13 protein-coding genes and 1 pseudogene are annotated in these 19,324 nt (G+C 73.5%); 3 read left to right on the top strand and 11 right to left on the bottom strand.

Annotation, left to right across the window (positions count from 1 at the left end):
- Window positions 1–81 precede the first annotated feature (81 nt).
- Window positions 82–2,166, bottom strand: a complete 2,085-nt coding sequence (locus JHAT_RS03150; protein WP_077796466.1) for a SpoIIE family protein phosphatase — start codon at window positions 2,164–2,166, stop codon at window positions 82–84.
- 117 nt (window positions 2,167–2,283) lie between these two features.
- Here JHAT_RS03150 and JHAT_RS03145 point away from each other — a divergent pair, with 117 nt between their 5' ends.
- Window positions 2,284–3,705, top strand: a complete 1,422-nt coding sequence (locus JHAT_RS03145) for a lipase maturation factor family protein (RefSeq protein ID WP_077796465.1) — start codon at window positions 2,284–2,286, stop codon at window positions 3,703–3,705.
- Between the two features lie 76 nt (window positions 3,706–3,781).
- On the opposite strand, the pseudogene JHAT_RS03140 reads toward JHAT_RS03145, so the two are convergent.
- From JHAT_RS03140 to JHAT_RS03130, 3 genes and pseudogenes are all read right to left on the bottom strand, one after another.
- Window positions 3,782–4,971: pseudogene (locus JHAT_RS03140) on the bottom strand (glycoside hydrolase family 38 C-terminal domain-containing protein); the annotation flags it as partial.
- A 245-nt stretch (window positions 4,972–5,216) separates the two neighbouring features.
- Entirely contained in the window at window positions 5,217–5,699 is a 483-nt protein-coding gene (locus JHAT_RS03135) for a GNAT family N-acetyltransferase (RefSeq protein ID WP_077796464.1), read from the bottom strand.
- A gap of 47 nt (window positions 5,700–5,746) precedes the next feature.
- Window positions 5,747–5,923, bottom strand: coding sequence for a hypothetical protein (locus JHAT_RS03130; protein WP_077796463.1), 177 nt, complete (start codon window positions 5,921–5,923; stop codon window positions 5,747–5,749).
- Between the two features lie 473 nt (window positions 5,924–6,396).
- Here JHAT_RS03130 and JHAT_RS03125 point away from each other — a divergent pair, with 473 nt between their 5' ends.
- The gene (locus JHAT_RS03125; RefSeq protein WP_077796462.1) at window positions 6,397–6,840 is read left to right on the top strand and encodes a hypothetical protein; all 444 of its coding nucleotides are present in this window, start codon (window positions 6,397–6,399) and stop codon (window positions 6,838–6,840) included.
- Between the two features lie 184 nt (window positions 6,841–7,024).
- Here the strand turns inward: JHAT_RS03125 and JHAT_RS03120 are convergent, their stop codons facing one another.
- The 6 genes from JHAT_RS03120 to JHAT_RS03095 all read right to left on the bottom strand — a co-directional run bounded on the left by JHAT_RS03120 (window position 7,025) and on the right by JHAT_RS03095 (window position 16,297).
- Window positions 7,025–8,542, bottom strand: coding sequence for an SDR family NAD(P)-dependent oxidoreductase (locus tag JHAT_RS03120; RefSeq protein WP_077796461.1), 1,518 nt, complete (start codon window positions 8,540–8,542; stop codon window positions 7,025–7,027).
- A gap of 101 nt (window positions 8,543–8,643) precedes the next feature.
- The gene (locus JHAT_RS03115) at window positions 8,644–9,984 is read right to left on the bottom strand and encodes a wax ester/triacylglycerol synthase family O-acyltransferase (protein ID WP_077796460.1); all 1,341 of its coding nucleotides are present in this window, start codon (window positions 9,982–9,984) and stop codon (window positions 8,644–8,646) included.
- Between the two features lie 234 nt (window positions 9,985–10,218).
- On the bottom strand, window positions 10,219–12,828 hold the full coding sequence (locus JHAT_RS03110) for a glycoside hydrolase family 2 (protein ID WP_077796459.1): 2,610 nt from the start codon (window positions 12,826–12,828) through the stop codon (window positions 10,219–10,221).
- A 171-nt stretch (window positions 12,829–12,999) separates the two neighbouring features.
- A complete protein-coding gene (gene glgC, locus JHAT_RS03105; RefSeq protein WP_077796458.1) occupies window positions 13,000–14,220 on the bottom strand; it encodes a glucose-1-phosphate adenylyltransferase in 1,221 nt (406 codons plus the stop codon).
- A 54-nt stretch (window positions 14,221–14,274) separates the two neighbouring features.
- Window positions 14,275–15,450 carry a glycogen synthase gene (glgA, locus tag JHAT_RS03100; protein ID WP_077796457.1) on the bottom strand — a complete coding sequence of 392 codons (1,176 nt, stop codon included), beginning with the start codon at window positions 15,448–15,450 and terminating at the stop codon, window positions 14,275–14,277.
- 82 nt (window positions 15,451–15,532) lie between these two features.
- On the bottom strand, window positions 15,533–16,297 hold the full coding sequence (locus JHAT_RS03095) for a (2Fe-2S)-binding protein (RefSeq protein WP_077796456.1): 765 nt from the start codon (window positions 16,295–16,297) through the stop codon (window positions 15,533–15,535).
- Window positions 16,298–16,524: 227 nt separating this feature from the next.
- Here JHAT_RS03095 and JHAT_RS03090 point away from each other — a divergent pair, with 227 nt between their 5' ends.
- Window positions 16,525–17,820 carry a DMT family transporter gene (locus JHAT_RS03090; RefSeq protein WP_077796455.1) on the top strand — a complete coding sequence of 432 codons (1,296 nt, stop codon included), beginning with the start codon at window positions 16,525–16,527 and terminating at the stop codon, window positions 17,818–17,820.
- Here the strand turns inward: JHAT_RS03090 and JHAT_RS03085 are convergent.
- Entirely contained in the window at window positions 17,810–19,153 is a 1,344-nt protein-coding gene (locus tag JHAT_RS03085; RefSeq protein WP_077796454.1) for a transglycosylase family protein, read from the bottom strand. The two genes, JHAT_RS03090 and JHAT_RS03085, sit on opposite strands and share 11 nt — an antisense overlap.
- Window positions 19,154–19,324: the final 171 nt, after the last annotated feature.

Here is a 19,324-nt window from a genome sequence, read left to right as displayed (position 1 = left end):
GGGGAGAGGGCCCGGCGGCGCTCCAGGGCCTCCGGGCCCTCGCCGGCCCCTTCCCCGGTGAGACGGCGAGGCGGTGCGGCGTCAGTCGTGCGGCATGACGAACTCCGACCACACGCACTTGCCGCTGCCCCGCGCCTCCACGCCCCACACGTCCGCGAGCGTGTCGACCAGGCGCAGCCCCCGTCCGGAGACCCCGGAGTCCCCGGCGTCCCGGCGGCGCGGCAGGGCGCTGGAGCTGTCCTCGACCTCGACGCGCAGCCGCCGGTCGGTGCCGGACAGGAACCGCAGGGTGACGATCGCGGAGCCCTCGGTGTGCATGAGGGCGTTGGTCATCAGCTCGTCGGCGACCAGCTCGATCGCGTCGGCGTGCTCCTCGTCGCCCCAGGAGCGGACCGCGGCACGGATCATGTGCCGGGCCTCGGTGAGGGCCTCGGGGTCGCCCGGGGCGACGTGCTGGCGGACCCGGCCGCCGATCCGGGGCGTGTCCGGGGGGCGGCGGCGCAGCACGAGCAGGGCCACGTCGTCGTCGCCGCGGCGCTCGTCGGCCGCCTCGATCAGCCGGTCGGCGAGGCTTTGTACGTCCTGCGGTCCGGAGGCGACGAGTTCCGCGAGGACGCGCATCCCGTCGTCGAGATCGGTGCCGGGCTCCTCGACCAGGCCGTCGGTGCACAGCAGCAGGGTGTTCCCCGGGTCCAGCTCGATGGTGCCGACGGGGTAGGCGAGGCGCCCGAACTCGGCGGACAGTCCCAGGGGCAGTCCGCCCTCCACGGGGACGCGGCGGCAGCTGCCGTCACCGTGCCGCAGCAGCGGATCGAGGTGTCCGGCGCGGACCACCTGGACGACTCCGGTGGTCAGGTCGGCCTCCGCGTACAGGCAGGTCGCGAAGCGGTCGGTGTCGAGCTCGTGGAGGAAGACCGAGGCCCGTGCCATCACGGTGGCCGGGGGGTGGCCCTCGGCGGCGTAGGCGCGCAGCACGATGCGCAGCTGGCCCATGACGGCGGCGGCGTGCGTGTCGTGGCCCTGGACGTCGCCGATGACGGCGCCGACGCGTCCGCGGGGCAGGGGGATCAGGTCGTACCAGTCGCCGCCGATGTCGCGGCCGAGGGCGCCGCCGATGGTGGCGGCGCGGTAGCGGACGGCGACGTCGCAGCCGGGGATGCTGGGGATGGTGCGCGGCAGCAGGGCCTGCTGCAGGCTCTCCGCGAGGTCCATCTCCTGCTCGTAGAGCATGGCCCGCTGGAGGCTCTGCGCGATGCTGCTGCCGAGGGCGACGAGCACGTTGCGCTCCTCGGGCGAGAACCCCTGCCGGTCGCTGTAGAGCAGCCCGAGGGCGCCGATGGGCTGGGCCTGGGCGATCAGCGGCAGATAGGCCGCCGAGGTGACGTGCAGACCGGCCAGGTGCGGCCACAGGATCGGATAGCGCTCCGCGAACTCCTGCGGTGACTCGATGAAGCGCGGGCTGAGCGTACGGACGGCCTCGCTCATCGGGTAGGCCTCGTCGACGCCGGTGACACGGGTGCCGTGGACGTAGCTGCCGTCCGCGCCCTCGGCGACGAGCAGGATGCGGTCGCCCTCCACCAGGCCCATGACGACGCTGGTGGCGCCCAGGTGGGTGAGGCCCTGGGTGTTCTTGAGGGCGTCGAGGACGTCGTCCACGGTGCGCGCGTGCGCGAGCGCCGCCGTGGCGAGCTGCACGACGTTGGTCTGCTGTCGGCGGGCCTCGTCCAGGGCGGCCTGCTCGCGGCGGGCCTCGATGTCGCCGAGCTCCTGGGTGGCGTCGCGGACGATGCCGATGATGCGGCGGGGCCGGCCGGTCTCGTCGCGGCGGATGTAGCCCTGGGTGCGGACCCACCGCAGGGTGCCGTCGCGGCAGCGTACGCGCAGGTAGGTCCCGTAGTTCTCGCTGCCGTCCTTCATGGCCTGGGAGACCAGGGTGTCGAGGCGGTGACCCTCCGCCACCGGGACGCGGGCCGACAGTGACTCGAGGCGGCCGTCGTACTCGTCCGGGCGCAGGTCGAACACCTCGTGCGCCTGGGCGTCCATGTGGAACAGCCCGGAGTCCAGGTCCCAGTCGAAGCTCCCCATGCGGTTGAGCGCCAGGATCGGGTCCGGGTGGGCGGGCCAGTCGTCCGGGGGTGACAGGGCGCTCGCTCCCCGATCAACCATGCGCCCCACCTTGCCAGTATTTGCCCGATTATTCGACTCCGGATCCGCCGCACGGAGATCGGGAGGGGCGCCGGGCGGCCGGGGTACCCGGGGCGTGGCACGAGAGGAGCGCGAGCCGTGGAGTGGTTCACCGCACCCGACTACTGGCTGACCCGGTCGGTCTTCCAGCGGGCCCTGGCCGTCATGTACCTGGTCGCGTTCGCGACCGCGGCCCTGCAGTTCCGCGCGCTGATCGGCGAGCGCGGCATGCTGCCGGTGCCCCGGTTCGTCGAGCGGGTGCCGTTCAAACGGGCGCCGAGCCTGTTCCAGCTGCGCTACTCGGACCGCTTCTTCGCGGGCTGCGTCTGGGCGGGCTGCGCGGTGTCGGCGGCGCTGGCGGCGGGGCTGGACTCGCTGCTGCCGCTGTGGGGGGCCATGCTGCTGTGGCTGGTGCCGTGGGTGCTGTACCTGTCGGTCGTCAACGTCGGACAGACCTGGTACTCGTTCGGCTGGGAGTCGCTGCTGCTGGAGACCGGGTTCCTCGCCGTCTTCCTGGGCAACGACGAGGTGGCGCCGCCGGTCGTGGTGCTGTTCCTGCTGCGCTGGCTGCTGTTCCGCGTCGAGTTCGGGGCGGGGCTGATCAAGATGCGCGGCGACGAGTGCTGGCGGAAGCTGACGTGCCTGGACCACCATCACGAGACCCAGCCGATGCCGGGACCGCTGAGCTGGTTCTTCCACCATCTGCCCCGGCCGCTGCACCGCGTGGAGGTGGCGGCGAACCACGTCACGCAGCTGGTGGTCCCCTTCCTGCTGTTCACACCGCAGCCCGTGGCGACGGCCGCCGCGGCACTCATGATCGTCACCCAGTTGTGGCTGGTGCTGTCGGGCAATTTCGCCTGGCTGAACTGGATCACCATCGTGCTGGCCCTGTCGGCGCTCCGGTTCCCGGCGCATCCGCCGCCCACGGCGGACGCGCCGCTGTGGTACGTGGTCGTCGTCCTCGCGGTGGCGGCGCTGCTGGTCTTCCTCAGTCACCGGCCCGTCCTCAACATGCTCTCCCGCCGGCAGGTGATGAACCGGTCCTTCGACCCGCTGCACCTGGTCAACACCTACGGCGCCTTCGGCAGCGTCAGCCGGATCCGCTACGAGGTGGTGGTCGAGGGCACCGCCGACGAGGTGGCGCGCGAGGACTCGGACTGGCGGGAGTACGAATTCAAGGGCAAGCCCGGTGATCCGAGGCACTGGCCGCGCCAGTTCGCGCCGTACCACCTGCGGCTGGACTGGCTGATGTGGTTCGCCGCGCTGTCGCCGTCGTACGCGGGGTCGTGGTTCGGCACCTTCGTGGAACGGCTGCTGGAGAACGACCGGGCCACGCTGAGGCTGCTGCGCCGCTCGCCGTTCCCGCCGGACGCACCGCCGCGTTTCGTCCGGGCCCGCCTCTTCCGCTACCGGTACACGACCTGGCGCGAGCTGCGGGAGACGGGGGCGTGCTGGGAGCGGACGTACGTACGGGAGTACCTGCCGCCCACCCGGCTGGCGGGAACCTCCCGCAGGACGTAGCTCCGGGGGGCGGGGCCCGCGGGTCACGCACGGGAGCACGTGGTTCCCCGGGCCCGCCGGCCGCTTCAGGCGCGCTTCAGGCGCGCTTCAGGCGCAGGGTCGTCAGCTGGAACGGCCGTAGCCGTACGTCGATCCGCCCGCCGGCCGGGGTGCCTCCGCGTCCGCGAGCGGGCGTTCCAGCAGGTCGGTCACCTGGACGTCCGTGGCCGCGAACCCGGTGGTCAGCGTGGCGCGGGCCCGGCCGCCGTGGGCCTCGTGGAAGCGGACGACCACGTCGCCGCTGCCGTCGTCGGCCGGCTTGACGGCGGTGATCACGACCGCGTCCGTGTCGACCGACACCAGCGGCGCGACCTCCCCGGCGCCGGTGGCGCGCCGCTCCGGCAGGTTGATCCGCCAGCCCTCGCGCACCGCGTCGCCGATGCCCGCGCCGGGTACCAGCGCGTGCCGGAAGCGGTGCACGCCCTGGTCGGTCTCGGGGTCGGGGAAGCGCGGGGCGCGCAGCAGGGAGACCCGGACCGTGGTGGTCGTACCGGCGTCGCCGTCGGTGCGGACGGTGCGGGTGACGTCGTGGCCGTGCGTCGAGTCGTTGACGACGGCGACGCCCCGGCCCGGCTCCTCCAGGTGGACGAAGCGGTGGTTGCAGGCCTCGAACTTGGCTGCCTCCCAGCTGGTGTTGGTGTGGGTGGGCCGGTGGAAGTGCCCGAACTGGGTCTCCGAGGCGTACCGTTCGGCGTGCACGTCGAGGGGGAAGGCGAGCTTGAGGAACTTCTCCGTCTCGTGCCGGTCGACCTCGGTGTCCACGTCCAGCCGCCGCTCCCCCGGTTCGAGGGTGAGCACCTGGACGACGCGGGAGGAGCCGAAGGAGCGCACGACCCGCACCGAGGCGCCGTCGTCGCCGGGGACGACCTCGTCGGCGTCGGTGAGGTCGGTGACCGTGTTGCGGTAGAACGCGTCGACGTCCCAGGCGCCCCACATGTTCGGGAAGTCGGGGTGGAGCTGGAGCAGGTTGCCCGCCCCGCCCGGCGCGATCGTCTCGCGGTCGGCGGTGAGGTCGTACGCCGAGACGACCAGGCCGCGGGCGTCGATCTCGACGCGCAACAGGCCGTTGTCCAGGACGTGGCCGCCCCCGGGGCGGGGGGTGAGGCCGGTGCGGCCCCCGGTGACGGGCGCGGCGGCGGCGCCGGCCGGGACACCGGCCCGCGTGTGCGGGGCGGAGTTGAAGACGAGCGGGGTGTCGCCCTCGCCGGCCAGGGCGCGCTGGGCGGCGGGCCGTGGCACGAGCGGGGGCGGCCGCGCGACGCGGTGGCCGGCTCGGTGTACCCGCCCTTCGCCCTGCCGGGGAACCCGGCCTTCCGGCCCGCGATGCCGGTGCCCTTCGGCACGCTGCCGCGTCGGGCGCCCCCTGTGCCGTACGGCCGGTGGGGCGCCCGGAGACGGCGTCGCCGGAGCGGTCGGGGCGGATCGAGGCGCTGCGCCCGTGACGGCGGACGGCGCCCCTGGGCCGACGGGCCCTACAGGGCGCGGTACATGATGTGCAGGCCGACCGGCCCGTGCCGCGGGTGGTCGAAGGCCTCCGGCACCGTGCCGAGGATCGTGAAGCCGAGGGACGTCCAGAGCCCGACGGCCGGGTTGGTCTCGACGACGGCGTTGAAGACCATGCCCCGGTATCCGTCGGCCCTGGCGGCTTCCAGGACGTACTCGGCGAGGGCCCGGCCGGTGCCCCGGCCGGCCCGGTCCGGGTCGACCATGAAGCCCGCGTTGGCGATGCGGGCGGCCGGGCCGCCGTAGTTGGGGGTGACGTAGGCGGAGGCGACGACGGTGCCGGCGTCGTCCTCGACGACGTGGACGCGCTTGGCGGGGTTCATCCACAGGGCCCGGGCCACGTCCTCGGGGGTGTCCGGGTCCCAGGTGTAGGTCTCTCCGGCCGCGACGATGCGGTGCCAGAAGGGCCAGATGTGCGGCCAGTCGGCGGCCGTGGCTTCCCTGATCAGCATGGGCGTGAGTTTCGCACGCCCATGCGTCCGGCGGGTCCTGCGGCGGGTCAGTCCACGCTGGGCAGGATGTGCGGCTCGGCGAGGTCTTCCTCGTAGCCCGCGAGGCGGATGGGGGCGGAACGCGCCCACACGTCGAGGCTGCCGATCTCTCCGGGCCGGCGGCCCGCGCGCTCGGTGCGTTCCTCGGGTCGTTGGTCGGGGTTCGTCGTCGTCTCCGGTGTCACCGCGCACTCCTTATGTGTCGGGTCACCCTCGGGACCTGCCGGCCGGTCCGTCGTCCGGCACCTGGCGTCCACTCGGGTCTGGTCTCATGCAGTTCGGACGCGGTGGCGCCGGTAACTCGTGCGGGAGCAGGCCGTTGTCGACCGGCTCGTCCCATGACGGACCGTGGGTGTGGGTAGGCACCCGGTCCTGCTCGTCCGTCCGCATCAGGTTAACCAAATGAGCGGGGGCGCGCTCTATGGGGCTCGAAACATGGGACAACCATTGCCCGCCGCCTCGCGCACAGTTGGAGGAGTTCCGCCCCGTTACGCCGCCTTTCACCCGGTGTGCGGCTCACCCGTTCGGCCCTTGTCGCCGCTCACGCTTTCGCCACGGACGGCGCGTCGCCGTGCCGTTCAGTCGCCGTTGGCTGCGCCGCAAGCTCGCCATGGTGCGCTGGCACTCCGCAACGGCTGTCTCGTGGGAGGACCGGGGCATGGAACTGCGCAGCGTCGAGGAGCTGATGGACCTGTTGTCCGCCTGCCGGGGCGCGTGGCCGTCCGCCGGTCACGACGGCGGCCCCGCCGACCCGTACGGGCACGCCCTGCGGACCGCCGCGCTGCTGCGCCGGCGGCGTCCGGCCGACAAGGAGCTCCAGGTGGCCGGGCTGGTGACCGTGGTGGGGAGGCTGCTGTGGCCCGGCGGTCCGGCCGACCGCACGGCCGAGGCGGTACGGCCCCTGCTCGGCCCCCGCGTCGCCCACCTGCTGCACGGGCACGCCCTCCCGGGCGTCCGGTCCCACGACGACGACCTGCTCAGCCTGCGCCAGGCCGACGAGGAGGCCCGTACCGCCGTCTTCGACGCCGGGGTCCTGGAGGACTGGCGCACGGTGCTGGAACTGCTGGCGGCGCGCAACTCGCGGCTGGGAGCGGTCGACTGACCGGATCCGCCACGGGTGCGCGCGAGGAGCGCCCGGGACCGGGGCGGCCGCGCGGCCGCCCCGATGAGGCGAGGGGCCCGAGGGGGCCGAACCGTGAAGTACGCGTGCCCCGGCGTACCGGGCACAGTGGAGCGGCCCCCGGTGGACGGGCCGGCGGATCAGGTCCGTCGGCCCGCCGGGGCGGTCACCACTTGCCGGGCGCGTAGTCCTTGAGGAAGACGCCGTACAGGTCCTCGCCGGCCTCGCCGCGCACGACCGGGTCGTAGACGCGGGCGGCGCCGTCGATCAGGTCGAGCGGGGCGTGGAAGCCGGCCTCGGCCAGGCGCAGCTTGTCGTAGTGGGGGCGTTCGTCGGTGATCCAGCCGGTGTCGACCGAGGTCATCAGGATGCGGTCGGTGTCGAACATCTCCTGGGCGCTGGTCCGTGTCACCATGTTCATGGCGGCCTTGGCCGCGTTGGTGTTCGGGTGACCCGCGCCCTTGTAGCCGCGGGCGAACACGCCCTCCATCGCCGAGACGTTGACGACGTAGGCGCGCCCGGAGGACGCCCTGCGCGCGGCCTCGGCCATCGCCGGCCGCAGCTTGCTGATGAGGATGAACGGCGACGTGTAGTTGCACAGCTGGGTCTCGAGCAGCTCCACCGGGGAGATCTGCTCGATGGTCTGGACCCAGGTGTTGGTGTCGACGACGTCGGGGAGCAGGCCGCCGGCGTCGATGGCGGTGCCCTCGCGGTGCCGGACCACGCTGGCGTTGCCGGCGACCAGGGCGAGGTCGGCCACCTTCTGCGCGTCGAGCCCGGAGGCGCCGACGGGCAGCGCGGCCAGTCCGTCCACCGCACCGGAGCCGAAGGCGCCGATGACGTGGTGGGCGGGCAGCTCGCCGGCCGGCAGCGGGGCGCTCTCGCCCTCGACGAGGGCGGCGTAGGCGGAGGGCAGGCGGCGCACCGTCTGGGTGGCGTTGTTGATCAGGATGTCGAGCGGGCCCTGCTCGCCGACCTGCTCGGCCAGGGCCACGGCCTGGGCGGGGTCGCGCAGGTCGATGCCGACGACCTCCAGGCGGTGGATCCAGTCGGCGGAGTCGTCCATGGCCTTGAAGCGGCGGATGGCGTCCTTGGGGAAGCGGGTCGTGATCGTGGTGTGCGCGCCGTCGCGCAGCAGCCTGAGCGCGATGTACATGCCGATCTTGGCCCGGCCGCCGGTGAGCAGGGCGCGCTTGCCCGTGAGGTCGGCGCGGGCGTCGCGCCGGGCGCGGTTCTCGGCGGCGCAGGCCTGGCAGAGCTGGTGGTAGAAGTAGTCGACCTCGACGTAGCGCTGCTTGCAGATGTAGCAGGAGCGCGGGCGCTGGAGTATCCCCGCGATCGTGCCCTCCTCGGTGCGGGAGGAGGGCAGGAGGCCCTCGGTCTCGTCGTCGATGCGCTCGGCGGACCCGGTGGCGGTGGCCTCGGTGACCGCCTTGTCGTGGGCGGTCTTGGCGGCCCGGCGCTCCTGGCGGCGGCGCTGCTTGACCATGCGGTAGATGTGCGAGGTGGCCCGGCGGACCGCGATCGCGTCGGGGTGGTCGACGTCGAGCCTGTCGAGTTCCTCGAGCACCTCGAGGCAGACGGCGAGCCGCTCCGGGTCGATGCCGGGGCCGTACTGCGCCTCGTCACCGGACCCGTGCACCACCTCGTCCGTGGTCGCCGAGCCGTCCTGTGTCACCGTCATCGCCGCTGCCGTTCCTGGTCACCGTCGCGGCGCTCCGGTCGCGCCCGCTTTCGAACGGGGAATTTTACGGAGCGCCGGGCCGGGGACCAAACCCGGTGGGGTCAGGGACCGCAGGCAGTGATGAGCGTCTCCACCTCCTCGGACACGGCCAGGGCGAGCCGGTCGAGGTCCGGCACGGCCTTCGCGTCGGCGACCAGCCCGTAGTGGACCCGTCCCCGGTAGGTCGACACGGCGACCGCCAGGGAGTGGCCGCGGGCCAGGGGCGCCAGGGGGTAGACCTCGGTGAGCGGGTGGCCGCCGAGCCGCAGTCCGAGGCTGGGCAGGGGGACGCTGGTGACCAGGATGTCGAACCAGAGCCGGGCGGCCTGGCCGACCAGGGGGCCGCCGAACCGGTGGCCCAGCGCCGGGACGTGGTCGGCGAGCAGGGCGACCGCGCCGGCGCCCCGCCCCGGTCCGGCGTCCTTGTTGCGGTCCATGGCGGCGCGCACCGCGGCGAGGCGGGACAGCGGGTCGGGGTCGCCGACGGGGAGCCGTGTCAGATAGCCGGAGAGCCGGTTGCCCTGCGGGTGAGCGGTGCGCGGGCGGCGCTGGGAGACGGGGATGAGGGCGCGCGGGGCGACGCCCTCGCTGCCGTCGCCGCGCTCGTCCAGCCAGCGGCGCAGGGCGCCGGCGACGACCGCGATCAGGACGTCGTTGACCGTGCCGCCGACGGTTTTGCGGACGATGTGGACGTCGTCGAGGTCGACGGCCACGCCCGCGGTGCGGCGGGTGCCGGAGGGCTCGGCGGTGAGGGCGGGCGAGGAGCGCACGTCGAGGGTGGACAGGGCCGCCGAGGCGCCGATGTCCAGGGCGCGTCCCGCGTCGGACAGGGCGCCGCGCACCAGGCCCGGCAGGGCGCGCACGTCCGGCAGCGGGCCGCGCCGGGGCGCCTCGGGCCTCGGGCGGGGCGGGGGCATGTCCATCGGGTCGAGGACGCCCGCCGCGAGGGCCAGGGCCCGCAGTCCGTCGGCCAGGGCGTGGTGGAACTTGAACAGCACGGCGAAGGACCCGCCGTCCGCGCCCGGCAGCACGTGGGCCTCCCAGGGCGGCCGGCATCGCTCCAGCGGGCGTTCCATCAGGTGGCCCGCCCGGGCGTGGAAGTCCGTCGTCGGGGCGTGCAGCCGGACGTGGTCGAGCGGGTCGAAGCCCGGGGCGGGCTCGCGGACGGCGCCTCCGAAGGAGAAGGGGCGGCGCAGGGCGAGCGGTGGCTGCCAGGTGTCCCGGATCCGCATCCGCAGCCCGGGGACCCCCGGCGCGCGGGCCGCGAGCAGGTCCGCCGCGTGGGCGCCCGCGGTGGGCGAGTGGGCCGGGAAGACGCCGAGCGCCGCGAGGTGCATGGGGTGCTCGGCGGACTCGATGTTCCAGAACGCCAGGTCGAGAGGGGCGAGCAGATCGGAAGTCAAGGTCTTGCCTCGCAATGACGACGGGTGGACAAGCAGTCAATCGCCCCCCGACGATTACGGTCAAGTACGATCACGCTACGCACAGTTAACAACAGATTAAAGTCCGGCCCCTGGGAAAGGGGCCGGACTCCTGGGACTCATGGGGCGCTTGCGGTGAGGGCGGTGCCGACGGCGGCGCCCTCACCGCACTTCCCCACCCGGACGGCTGCGGGCCGACCGGGGCGCGTGGGGCGCTCAGGCGGCCGGGCACCCCGCGGGAACGGGCCAGGACGCGTCGCGGATCAGGGCCTCGTGGGCGGCCTTCATCCGCTCGACGTCCGGTTTGAGGACCTTGCGGTCGTAGGTGGTCAGCCCGTTCAGCTCTCCCTCGACGTCCGTGATCTGGGTGTAGACGGCGCCGTTGCTCCCCTTGCACACCAGGGCCCGGACCTCGCCGAGCTTGGCCAGGTAGTCGTCGGTGTACGTCGCCGGGTCCACGTCGACGTACGACTGCTGCACCGACCAGGCGTGCCCGGGCACCGCGAGGCCGAGGCCGCCGTACTCGCCGCTGACCAGGGCGCGCTCGCCGTCCGGGCGGGGCGGCAGGGCGGGGCTCGGGTAACCGTGCTCGTCCATGATGTCGCCGGCGCCGCCGTCGGCCCCCAGGTTCAGGCCCGACTGGTTGTTGACGAGCCTGGTCGGGTCCCAGGCCTTGGCCTGGGCCGCGACGCGGCCGATGTCGTACTGGCCCCAGCCCTCGTTGAAGGTGACCCACATGACGATCGACGGGTGGCTGACGTGTTCGTCGATCATCTCCTTCATCTCCCGCTCGTACTCGGCGCGGGCGGCGGCGGACGGGTTCACCCCGGCGGTCATCGCGGGCATGTCCTGCCACACCATCAGGCCCAGCTTGTCGGCCCAGTAGAACCAGCGGTCGGGCTCGACCTTGATGTGCTTGCGCACCGAGTTGAAGCCGAGCTGCTTGTGCAGCCTGAGGTCGTAGGCGAGGGCCTCGTCGGTGGGCGCGGTGTGCAGTCCGTCGGGCCAGAAGCCCTGGTCGAGGGTGGCCATCATGAACGTGGGTTCGCCGTTGAGCAGGGTGCGCGGGACGCCGTTCACCTTCTCGACGGCGATGGAGCGCATCCCGAAGTAGCTCTCGACCCGGTCGCGTCCGACGGTGACCTTCAGGTCGTACAGGAAGGGGTCGTCGGGCGACCACAGGTGCGGGTCGCGGATCCTCAGGGTCAGCGGCTCGCCGGTGCGGCCGCTGACCGTGGCGACCTTGCGGTGCCCGGCGTACGCCGTGGCCTTGACGCGTACGCCGTCGCGCACGCCCTTCGGCTCCACGGTCAGGGTGCCGGCGTCGACGTCCGGGGTGAGCTTGAGGGTGTCGACGTGGTCCGTGGCGACCGGCTCCATCCAGACCGTCTGCCAGATGCCGGAGCTGGGCGTGTACCAGATGCCGCTCGGGTCCAGGCGCTGCTTGCCGAGCGGCGGGTTCTCGCCGTTCGCCGCGTCGGTCGGGTCGTAGACGCCGACGATCAGCTCCTGGGTGCGGCCGGGCTCGAGGGCGTCGGTGACGTCGGCGCTGAACTTGTCGTAACCGCCCTTGTGGTCGGCGACCTTGGTGCCGTTGACGTACACCTCGGACTGCCAGTCGACGGCGCCGAAGTTCAGCTTCAGCCGCTGCCCCGAGCCGATGTGCCAGTCGCGGGGCACGGTGAAGGTGCGGCGGTACCACATGCGGTCCTCGTGCCGCTGGATGCCGGAGAGCTGCGACTCCACCGGGTACGGGACGAGGATGCGCTCCTCGAGGTTCTTGCCGACCGGCGGCTGCTCGCCCGCCTCGGCGGCGGCGAACTGCCAGCGGCCGTTGAGGTTCCGCCAGTCGTCGCGCTTCAGCTGCGGGCGCGGGTACTCCGGGAGGGCGTTGTCCGGCCCGACCTCGTCGGCCCAGTCGGTGCGCAGCTCGTAGGTGGACTGGTTGCCGCCGCTGCTCCAGAAGGCGTTGACAACGTTGCCTTCGGCGTCGGTGAGACCGCCTTCGCCGTCGTAGCGGACGTCGGCGGTGCCGGGGGCGTCGCCGTTCTTGTTGCCGACGACGGGCTGGTCGAGGGCGACGAGCAGGGCGCTCGGGTCGGCGGGGTCGAGCCTGGTCCCGCCCAGCGGCCACGTGGCGCCGCCGATCACCGCTTCGAGGTGGTCGGTGAGACCGGCCGGGGGCGCGGCGAGGGGGCTCGCGAAGTCGAGCCTGAGGGTGCGGCCGGTGGACTGGACGGTGGTGGCCGTCGCACCGTTGTAGTCGAAGCCGTCGGGGAGGCGGAACACCGACTGCGGGATCGCCTCCTTGCTGCCGCCGGGCTCGGTCCAGCGCAGGTGGAGGTTGGAGCCCCCGTAGTGCTCGAAGTACTCCAGCTTGATGTCGTAGGACCGGCCGGCCGTCAGCTCGACGGGCTGGGTGGTCTGCTCGCGGTCCCAGTCGTCGACCCAGTGGTCGATGGCGAGCTGTCCGCCGACCCAGAGGCGGAAGCCGTTGTCACCGGTGATCGAGAAGGTGTGGGCGCCGGTCTTCTCCGGGACGAGCTTGCCGGTCCAGCGGACGCTCACGTCGTCCGCCCGCCCGGTGGCGAAGGCGAGTCGCGGCTCCAGGGTGTCGAAGTCGATCTGCGGGTCGAAGCCGGTGGCCTTGAGCTCGTGGAAGTCGAAGGCGCCGGGGGCGGACTGGGTGTAGTACTCGCCCTTCAGACCGTGGACCTCGGTGGCGGCGTCGGCCGCGCTCGCGTCCGGTACGGCGGCGAGCCCCGCGACGCCCAGGGCGGCGGCGAGCAGCAAGGCCAGTCTGTCTCTGAGTCGTTTGGTGCGCACGGACCCTCTCCTCGGAACGGGTGGTGGCTGGTGGCTCAGGACATCGATGTCATCCATCGATGGAACAGCGCTTAGCAGTGGCATGACAACACGGATTCCGCTTGCAGTCCAGGGACACGACAACGGCCCCGGGAGCATCCCCGGCCCCCGAAGCCGCAGCCGTCCCGTCCGTCACGGCACCCGCTGCCCCTTGCCCAGCGCGATCACGCCGCCCTTGGACACGGTGTACAGGTCGGCGTCCCGTTCCGGGTTGACGCCGATCGTCGCGCCCGGCGGCACCTCGACGTTCTTGTCCAGCACCGCCCCGCGCACCACCGCGCCCCGGCCGATGTGCACGTTGTCGTGCAGCACCGAGCCCTGCACCACCGCTCCCGGGTCGACCACCACGCCGGGTGACAGCACGGACCGGGTGACCTGGCCGCGGATCAGGCAACCCGCGCTGATGATCGACTCGCTGGCCATGCCGCCGGCGTTGAACCGGGCCGGGGACAGCTGGGTGGAATGGGTGTAGATGGGCCAGTCGCGGTTGTAGAGGTTGAAGGCGGGCCGCTCGGCGATCAGGTCCATGTGGGCGTCGTAGTACGCGTCGAGGGTGCCCACGTCCCGCCAGTAGCCCTGGTCGCGGGAGGTCTCCCCCGGCACGTGGTTGGTGCTGAAGTCGTAGAGCGCGGCCTCGCCCCGGTCGGTGAGCTGGGGCAGGATCGAGCCGCCCATGTCGTGCACGGAACGCGGGTCCTCGGCGTCCCGCTGCAGGGCCTCGACGAGGGCCTTGGTGGTGAAGAGGTAGTTGCCCATCGAGGCGAAGACGCGCTCGGGGTCGTCGGCGAGTCCCGGCGGGTCGGCGGGCTTCTCCAGGAACCCGGTCACGGTCCGGCCGTCGGAGCCCGGGGTGATCACGCCGAAGGACGACGACTCGGTGCGCGGCACCCGGATGCCGGCCACGGTCACGCCCGCGCCGGACTCGATGTGCTGGGTGAGCATCTGGCGCGGGTTCATCCGGTACACGTGGTCGGCGCCGAACACCGCGACGTACTCGGGCTGCTCGTCGTGCACCAGGTTCAGCGACTGCAGGATCGCGTCGGCGCTGCCCAGGTACCAGCGCGGACCGAGGCGCTGCTGGGCGGGGACCGGGGTGACGTAGTTGCCGAGCAGGCTCGACATCCGCCAGGTGGTGGTGATGTGCCGGTCCAGCGAGTGCGACTTGTACTGCGTCAGGACGCAGATCCGCAGGATGTCGCCGTTGACCAGGTTGGACAGCACGAAGTCGACCAGGCGGTACGTGCCGCCGAAGGTGACCGCCGGTTTGGCGCGGTCCGCGGTCAGGGGCATCAGACGTTTGCCCTCCCCGCCCGCCAGCACGATCCCGAGCACCGAAGGACCACCACGACGCATGGCCGCTCCCCTCACCCTCGTCGGTGGCCCATGCCTGCCCGTGGGCCGGGCCGCCTATGCCTGTTCGAGCGTCTCCTCGTAGAGACGGACCGTGCGGCGGGCGACCGCGTCCCAGCCGAACTCGTCCACCACGCGCTCCCGTCCCGCCTCTCCCATCCGCCGGGCGGCCTCGGGATCACCGAGGACGGAGTCCAGGGCCCGGGCGAGGCCCGCCTCGAAGTCGTCGTCCCCGTGGTCGCTCCCGCTGTCGTCCCGGGACACGAGTACCCCCGTTTCGCCGTCCGCCACGACCTCGGGGATGCCGCCGACGCGGGAGGCCACGACGGGCGTGCCGCAGGCCATCGCCTCCAGGTTGACGATGCCCAGGGGCTCGTAGACCGAGGGGCACACGAAGACGGCGGCGTGGGTCAGCAGCTGGATCACCTCCGGGCGCGGCAGCATCCGCGGGATCCAGTGCACGCCCCGGCGGGCCCGGCTCAGTCCGGCGAAGAGGTCGCGGAACTCCTGGTCGATCTCCGGGGTGTCCGGGGCGCCCGCGCACAGCACGACCTGCGCGGCCGGGTCGATGCCGCGCACCGCCCGCAGCAGGTGGGGCACGCCCTTCTGGCGGGTGATGCGACCGACGAACAGGACGTACGGCCGGGAGCGGTCCAGGCCGATCCGGTCCAGGACGTCGGTGCCCGGGTCGGGCCGGTACAGGGCGGTGTCGATGCCGTTGTGGATGACGTGGACCCGGGACGCGTCCAGCGCCGGGTAGCAGGCGAGGATGTCCTCGCGCATGGCGCCGGAGACCGCGACGACGGCGTCGGCGGACTCGACGGCACTGCGTTCGGCCCAGCCGGACAGGGCGTAGCCGCCGCCGAGCTGCTCGGCCTTCCAGGGACGCAGCGGCTCCAGGGAGTGGGCGGTCACGACGTGCGGGATGCCGTACAGCTGCTGGGCCAGCCGGCCGCCGAGGTTCGCGTACCAGGTGTGGGAGTGGACCAGCTCGCGGCCCTCCAGGGCGGCGGCCATGGCGAGGTCCACGGAGAAGGTGCGCAGCGCGTCGTTGGCGCCGTCGAGCGCGGACCAGGGGCGGTGGCGCAGGACGCCGTCGGTGCGGCCCTCGCCCCAGCAGTGCACGTCCAGGTCGACGAGGCGGGCGAGTTCCCGGGCGAGGAACTCGACGTGGACGCCCGCGCCGCCGTACACGTCGGGCGGATACTCCCGGGTCAGCAGTCCCACACGCACCCGGAACCTCCCGTGCTCGGCGGCTGGTCCCCCCATGGTCACCCGGACGGGGCGCCCGGGGAAGAGCGCGGGGCCCCGGAGGTCACGGAGGCGGGGAGGGCCGGGGCGGCCGTGGGGAGCGCGGGGGCCGGGAGAGGCAGCAGTCGCCGCAGACGCCTCCCCCGGGCACGCGGTAGTACAGGCAGCAGCTGCGTCGCCGGAAGACGGTGCCGGTCAGGGTGCCGGTCCCGGTGAGGAGGGGGTGCGCGAGCAGGCCGGTGGTGAGCGAGCGGGCGCGGGCGGCGGCGTCGCCGCGGCCGTGGCGGCGGGCCCAGCGGTCCAGCTCGCGCGCGGAGGCGGCCAGGGCGGAGGCGGCGTTGCCCCACAGCAGCCCGGGCGGGAGGCGGTACCGGGCGCGCAGGGCCGCCGTCAGCGGGGCCAAGTGGGTGTCGAGCACGACCTCCGCGAGGGTGGCGGCGTCCGCCGGCCGCGGGCGCACCTCGGCGAGCCACAGGTCGTCGGGGGCGGAGGCGTCGGGGTCCCAGTGCAGCAGGTCCGGGTCCAGGCCGGGGACCCTGCCGTACAGGGCGGCGCAGCCGAGCGTCACCGACCAGAGGCGGGCGGCGAGTCCCTGGTGCACCACGGACGCGGCGACCCGGGCCTCGGGGGTGCCGAGGGCGGCGGCGGTCTTCCGAACCCGGAAGGCGAGGGGGTCGTGCGGGAGGCCGTCCGCGGAACCGTCCGCGGTGCCCTCCCGGCAGGCGTGCGCGAGGGTGGGGAGCGGCCGGGGCGGAGGCGGTCCGAAGGCGTGCAGCACGAAGAAGCCGCCGAGCGGGCGGAGGGCGGCGAGCCCGGGGTCGAGGTCCACGGGGAGCAGTAGTATCAGGGCCCCTGCGGGGCGCGGTCGGGGGTCCCCGGCGCGGGACGCCCACCCTGGGGAGGACGGCGCCGCCCTGATACTCCATCGGCAGTAGGACCCAAGGGGTGCTCAGGGACGACGACGGGAAGATCCCGGGACGGCATCGTGTTGTCCATGGAAGACGACCGTTCGCCGCGCCGGGCCGAGAGCCCCCGCCTGCCGCAGAGGAGCAGCCGATGAGCGCCCTCGCGTTGTCCGTGCTGCTGTCGCTCGTCTCCGCCGTGGCGTACGCGGGCGGAGCGATCGTGCAGGAGCGGGTCGCGGCGTCCTCCACCGACGTCCGGTACGCCCCGCTGCGCCGGCCCGGCTGGTGGGCGGCGGTCGGCCTCAACGGCCTCGGCGGTCTGCTGCACGTCGTGGCACTCGCCTTCGGTCCGCTGAGCCTGGTGCAGCCGCTGGGGGCCCTCACCATCGTGTTCGCGCTGCCCATGGCGGCGCTGTTCGTGGGCCGCCGGGCCGGTGCGACGGCATGGCGGGGCGCGATCATGGCGACGGCCGGTCTGGCCGGTCTGCTGTCCCTGGTCGGCGCGTCCGGTGCCCAGTCGCTGGACACGGCGCAGCGCGTGGCGGTGGCCGTGGTGACCGCGGGCGCGATCGTGGCGCTGATGGCCGCCGGCCGGGCCGCGCACCGGCATCCCGCGGTGCGCAGCGTGCTGCTGGCGACCGCGTCCGGCATCGCGTTCGGCATGTCCTCGGTGTTCACCAAGACGGTGGCGGTCGACTGGGCCGGCGGTGTCTCCGCCGCCGACCTGCCGTCCCTGGCCGTGATCGGCGTACTCGCCACGGCGGGCATGCTGCTGTCGCAGGCCTCCTACCGGGGCGCCGGCCTCGCGGCCCCGCTGGCCGTGCTGACGGTCGCGAACCCGGTGGTGGCGGCCGTGGTCGGCATCATGATGTTCGGCGAGACCTTCCGCCACGGCACGACCGGCACCGCGCTCGCCCTGAGCTGCGGTGTGGTGGCCGCGGGCGGACTGATCCTGCTGACGACGGAACGGCTCTCGCGGGAGGCTGCGGAGGCCGACGCGGAGGATGCGGCGGAGGGGGCGGTGCCCGGGGGCGGGACCGAGGTGCTCCTCGGGGCCGACGGGGTTCCCGAGGTGCAGGAGGTCTCCGGCGAACTCGGCGAACCGCTGGTCTCCGCCTCGGCCGCAGCACGGGCGGCGGCCGGCACCTCGGTGACGGCTGTCGGCGCGGCCGCCGCGGTCGCGGCCCCCGTCGACGGCCTGCCGGTCGACGGCGGGAGCGGGCGGCCGCTCGCCCCGCGGTCCGCCAAGGTGCCCCTCCCCGGCCCGGCCCCGGTGCCGCCGCCGGTCCCGGTCCCGGTCACCGCGCCCGCCGCGGAGGCGTACGCGGCCCGGGAACCGGCGGAGCCCGCGGCCGAGGACCGGCTCATCTCCTACGGGCCCTTCTACGGCGGCCCGTACGTCCCGCTGCCCGTCCTCGACCGGCGCCGGGTGCGGATCAGATCCTGACGCCGCCGGCCCGCAGGTACGCCAGCGGGTCGACGTCCGAACCGAAACCGGGCCCCGTCCGCACCTCGAAGTGCAGGTGCGGGCCCGTGACGTTCCCGGTGGCGCCCGACCGTCCGATGCGCTGTCCGGCACCCACGGACTGGCCGTCCTTCACGGAGATCGCCGACAGGTGCGCGTACTGGGAGTAGCGGCCGTCGGCGTGCCGGACCACGACCTGGTACCCGTAGGAACCGCCCCACCCCGCGCTGACGACCCGGCCCGCGGCGACCGACTTGACGGACGTGCCGGTGGGCACGGGGAAGTCGACGCCGGTGTGGTACCCCTTCGACCAGGACGAGCCCGCCTGGTGGTACGGCGTGCCGGTGGAGGCGTCGACGGGGGCCACCAGGGCGTGACCGGTCGCGGCCTTGCCCCCGGCGGTGTCCGTGGACGACTTCTCGGACTGCTTCGGCCCGGCCGGTTTCCTGGGCTGTTCCGATGACTTCGACTGCTTCGACTGTCTCGATTGCTTCGACGGCTTCGACTGCCTCGGTTGTTTCGACTGCTTCGGCTCGTCCGCCCGGGACGTCCGGCCCTCGGCGCGGGGCGCCGTGGCGGTGCCCTCGCCGCGCAGCGCCAGCCGCTGGCCGGGCATGATCAGGTCGGGGTCCGCTCCGATCGAGCGGCGGTTGGCCTCGTACAGCCCCTGCCAGCCACCCGGGACCTGGTGGCTGTCGGCGATGCCGGACAGGGTGTCGCCAGTGACCACCGTGTACATCCGGGCCTTCCCCGCCCGGGACTGCGGTGTGGTCTGGGGACGCACGTCGGGTGCCTCACCGGCCGTCCGGGCGGGTTTCGGGGCCTTCCGGTCCGCCTCCTCGGCGGACTTGCCGGGTGACGTCCCGGTGGCCTTCCCGTCCCGTTCCGGGGCGGGCTTCTTCGCGCCCCCGGCCGGTTCGATGTCGGGGGACCCGCCGCCACGGCTCAGTCCGGCCCTCGCCGAACACACCGGCCAGGCGCCGGGCCCCTGCCCGTCCAGCACCTTCTCGGCGACGGCCATCTGCTGGTCCCTGGTGGCCAGATCCGCGCGCGGCGCGTACGCGGTCCCGCCGAACGCCTCCCAGGTGGACTGGGTGAACTGCAGGCCGCCGTAGTAGCCGTTGCCGGTGTTGATGCCCCAGTCACCGCTGGACTCGCAGGCGGCGACCTTGTCCCAGGTGTCCGCGTCGGCCGCGTGGGCGGTGCCGGCGCCCATGAGCGGGAGCGCGATCCCGGCGCCTCCGGCGGTGACGGTCAGTGAGGCCCGGTTGATCCTGTTCGGCTGGTACCGGCGGTGCCGGCCGCGTACGGCCATGGGTGTCCCCCTCGACATTGCGTCAGGAGGGGCAAAAGTAAGCGCCGGTAACAGGCCATGACAAGACGGCAATCGGCCGGTTGACCACGCCAAGTGGCGGAGAAACCACGCTTGTTGGCCGGCCGGGACGTCCGGCCGCTGAGACCGCGGGCCCTTCCCGTGCGTACTGGG

Origin of the sequence: Streptomyces sp. JHA26, from assembly GCF_002005565.1 — a bacterium.
In the GTDB taxonomy this organism is placed as follows: domain Bacteria; phylum Actinomycetota; class Actinomycetes; order Streptomycetales; family Streptomycetaceae; genus Streptomyces.
The sequence above is the reverse complement of the archived record's forward strand: the minus strand, read 5'-3'. Positions and strand labels throughout refer to the sequence as shown.

What these genes read in the sequence shown, in the direction of transcription:
- JHAT_RS03150 (WP_077796466.1), bottom strand. Translation starts at nt 2,166, where the DNA reads ATGGTTGATCGGGGAGCGAGCGCCCTGTCACCCCCGGACGACTGGCCC.
- JHAT_RS03135 (WP_077796464.1), bottom strand. Translation starts at nt 5,699, where the DNA reads ATGCTGATCAGGGAAGCCACGGCCGCCGACTGGCCGCACATCTGGCCC.
- JHAT_RS03125 (WP_077796462.1), top strand. Translation starts at nt 6,397, where the DNA reads ATGGAACTGCGCAGCGTCGAGGAGCTGATGGACCTGTTGTCCGCCTGC.
- JHAT_RS03120 (WP_077796461.1), bottom strand. Translation starts at nt 8,542, where the DNA reads ATGACGGTGACACAGGACGGCTCGGCGACCACGGACGAGGTGGTGCAC.
- glgC (WP_077796458.1), bottom strand. Translation starts at nt 14,220, where the DNA reads ATGCGTCGTGGTGGTCCTTCGGTGCTCGGGATCGTGCTGGCGGGCGGG.
- JHAT_RS03090 (WP_077796455.1), top strand. Translation starts at nt 16,525, where the DNA reads ATGAGCGCCCTCGCGTTGTCCGTGCTGCTGTCGCTCGTCTCCGCCGTG.
- JHAT_RS03085 (WP_077796454.1), bottom strand. Translation starts at nt 19,153, where the DNA reads ATGGCCGTACGCGGCCGGCACCGCCGGTACCAGCCGAACAGGATCAAC.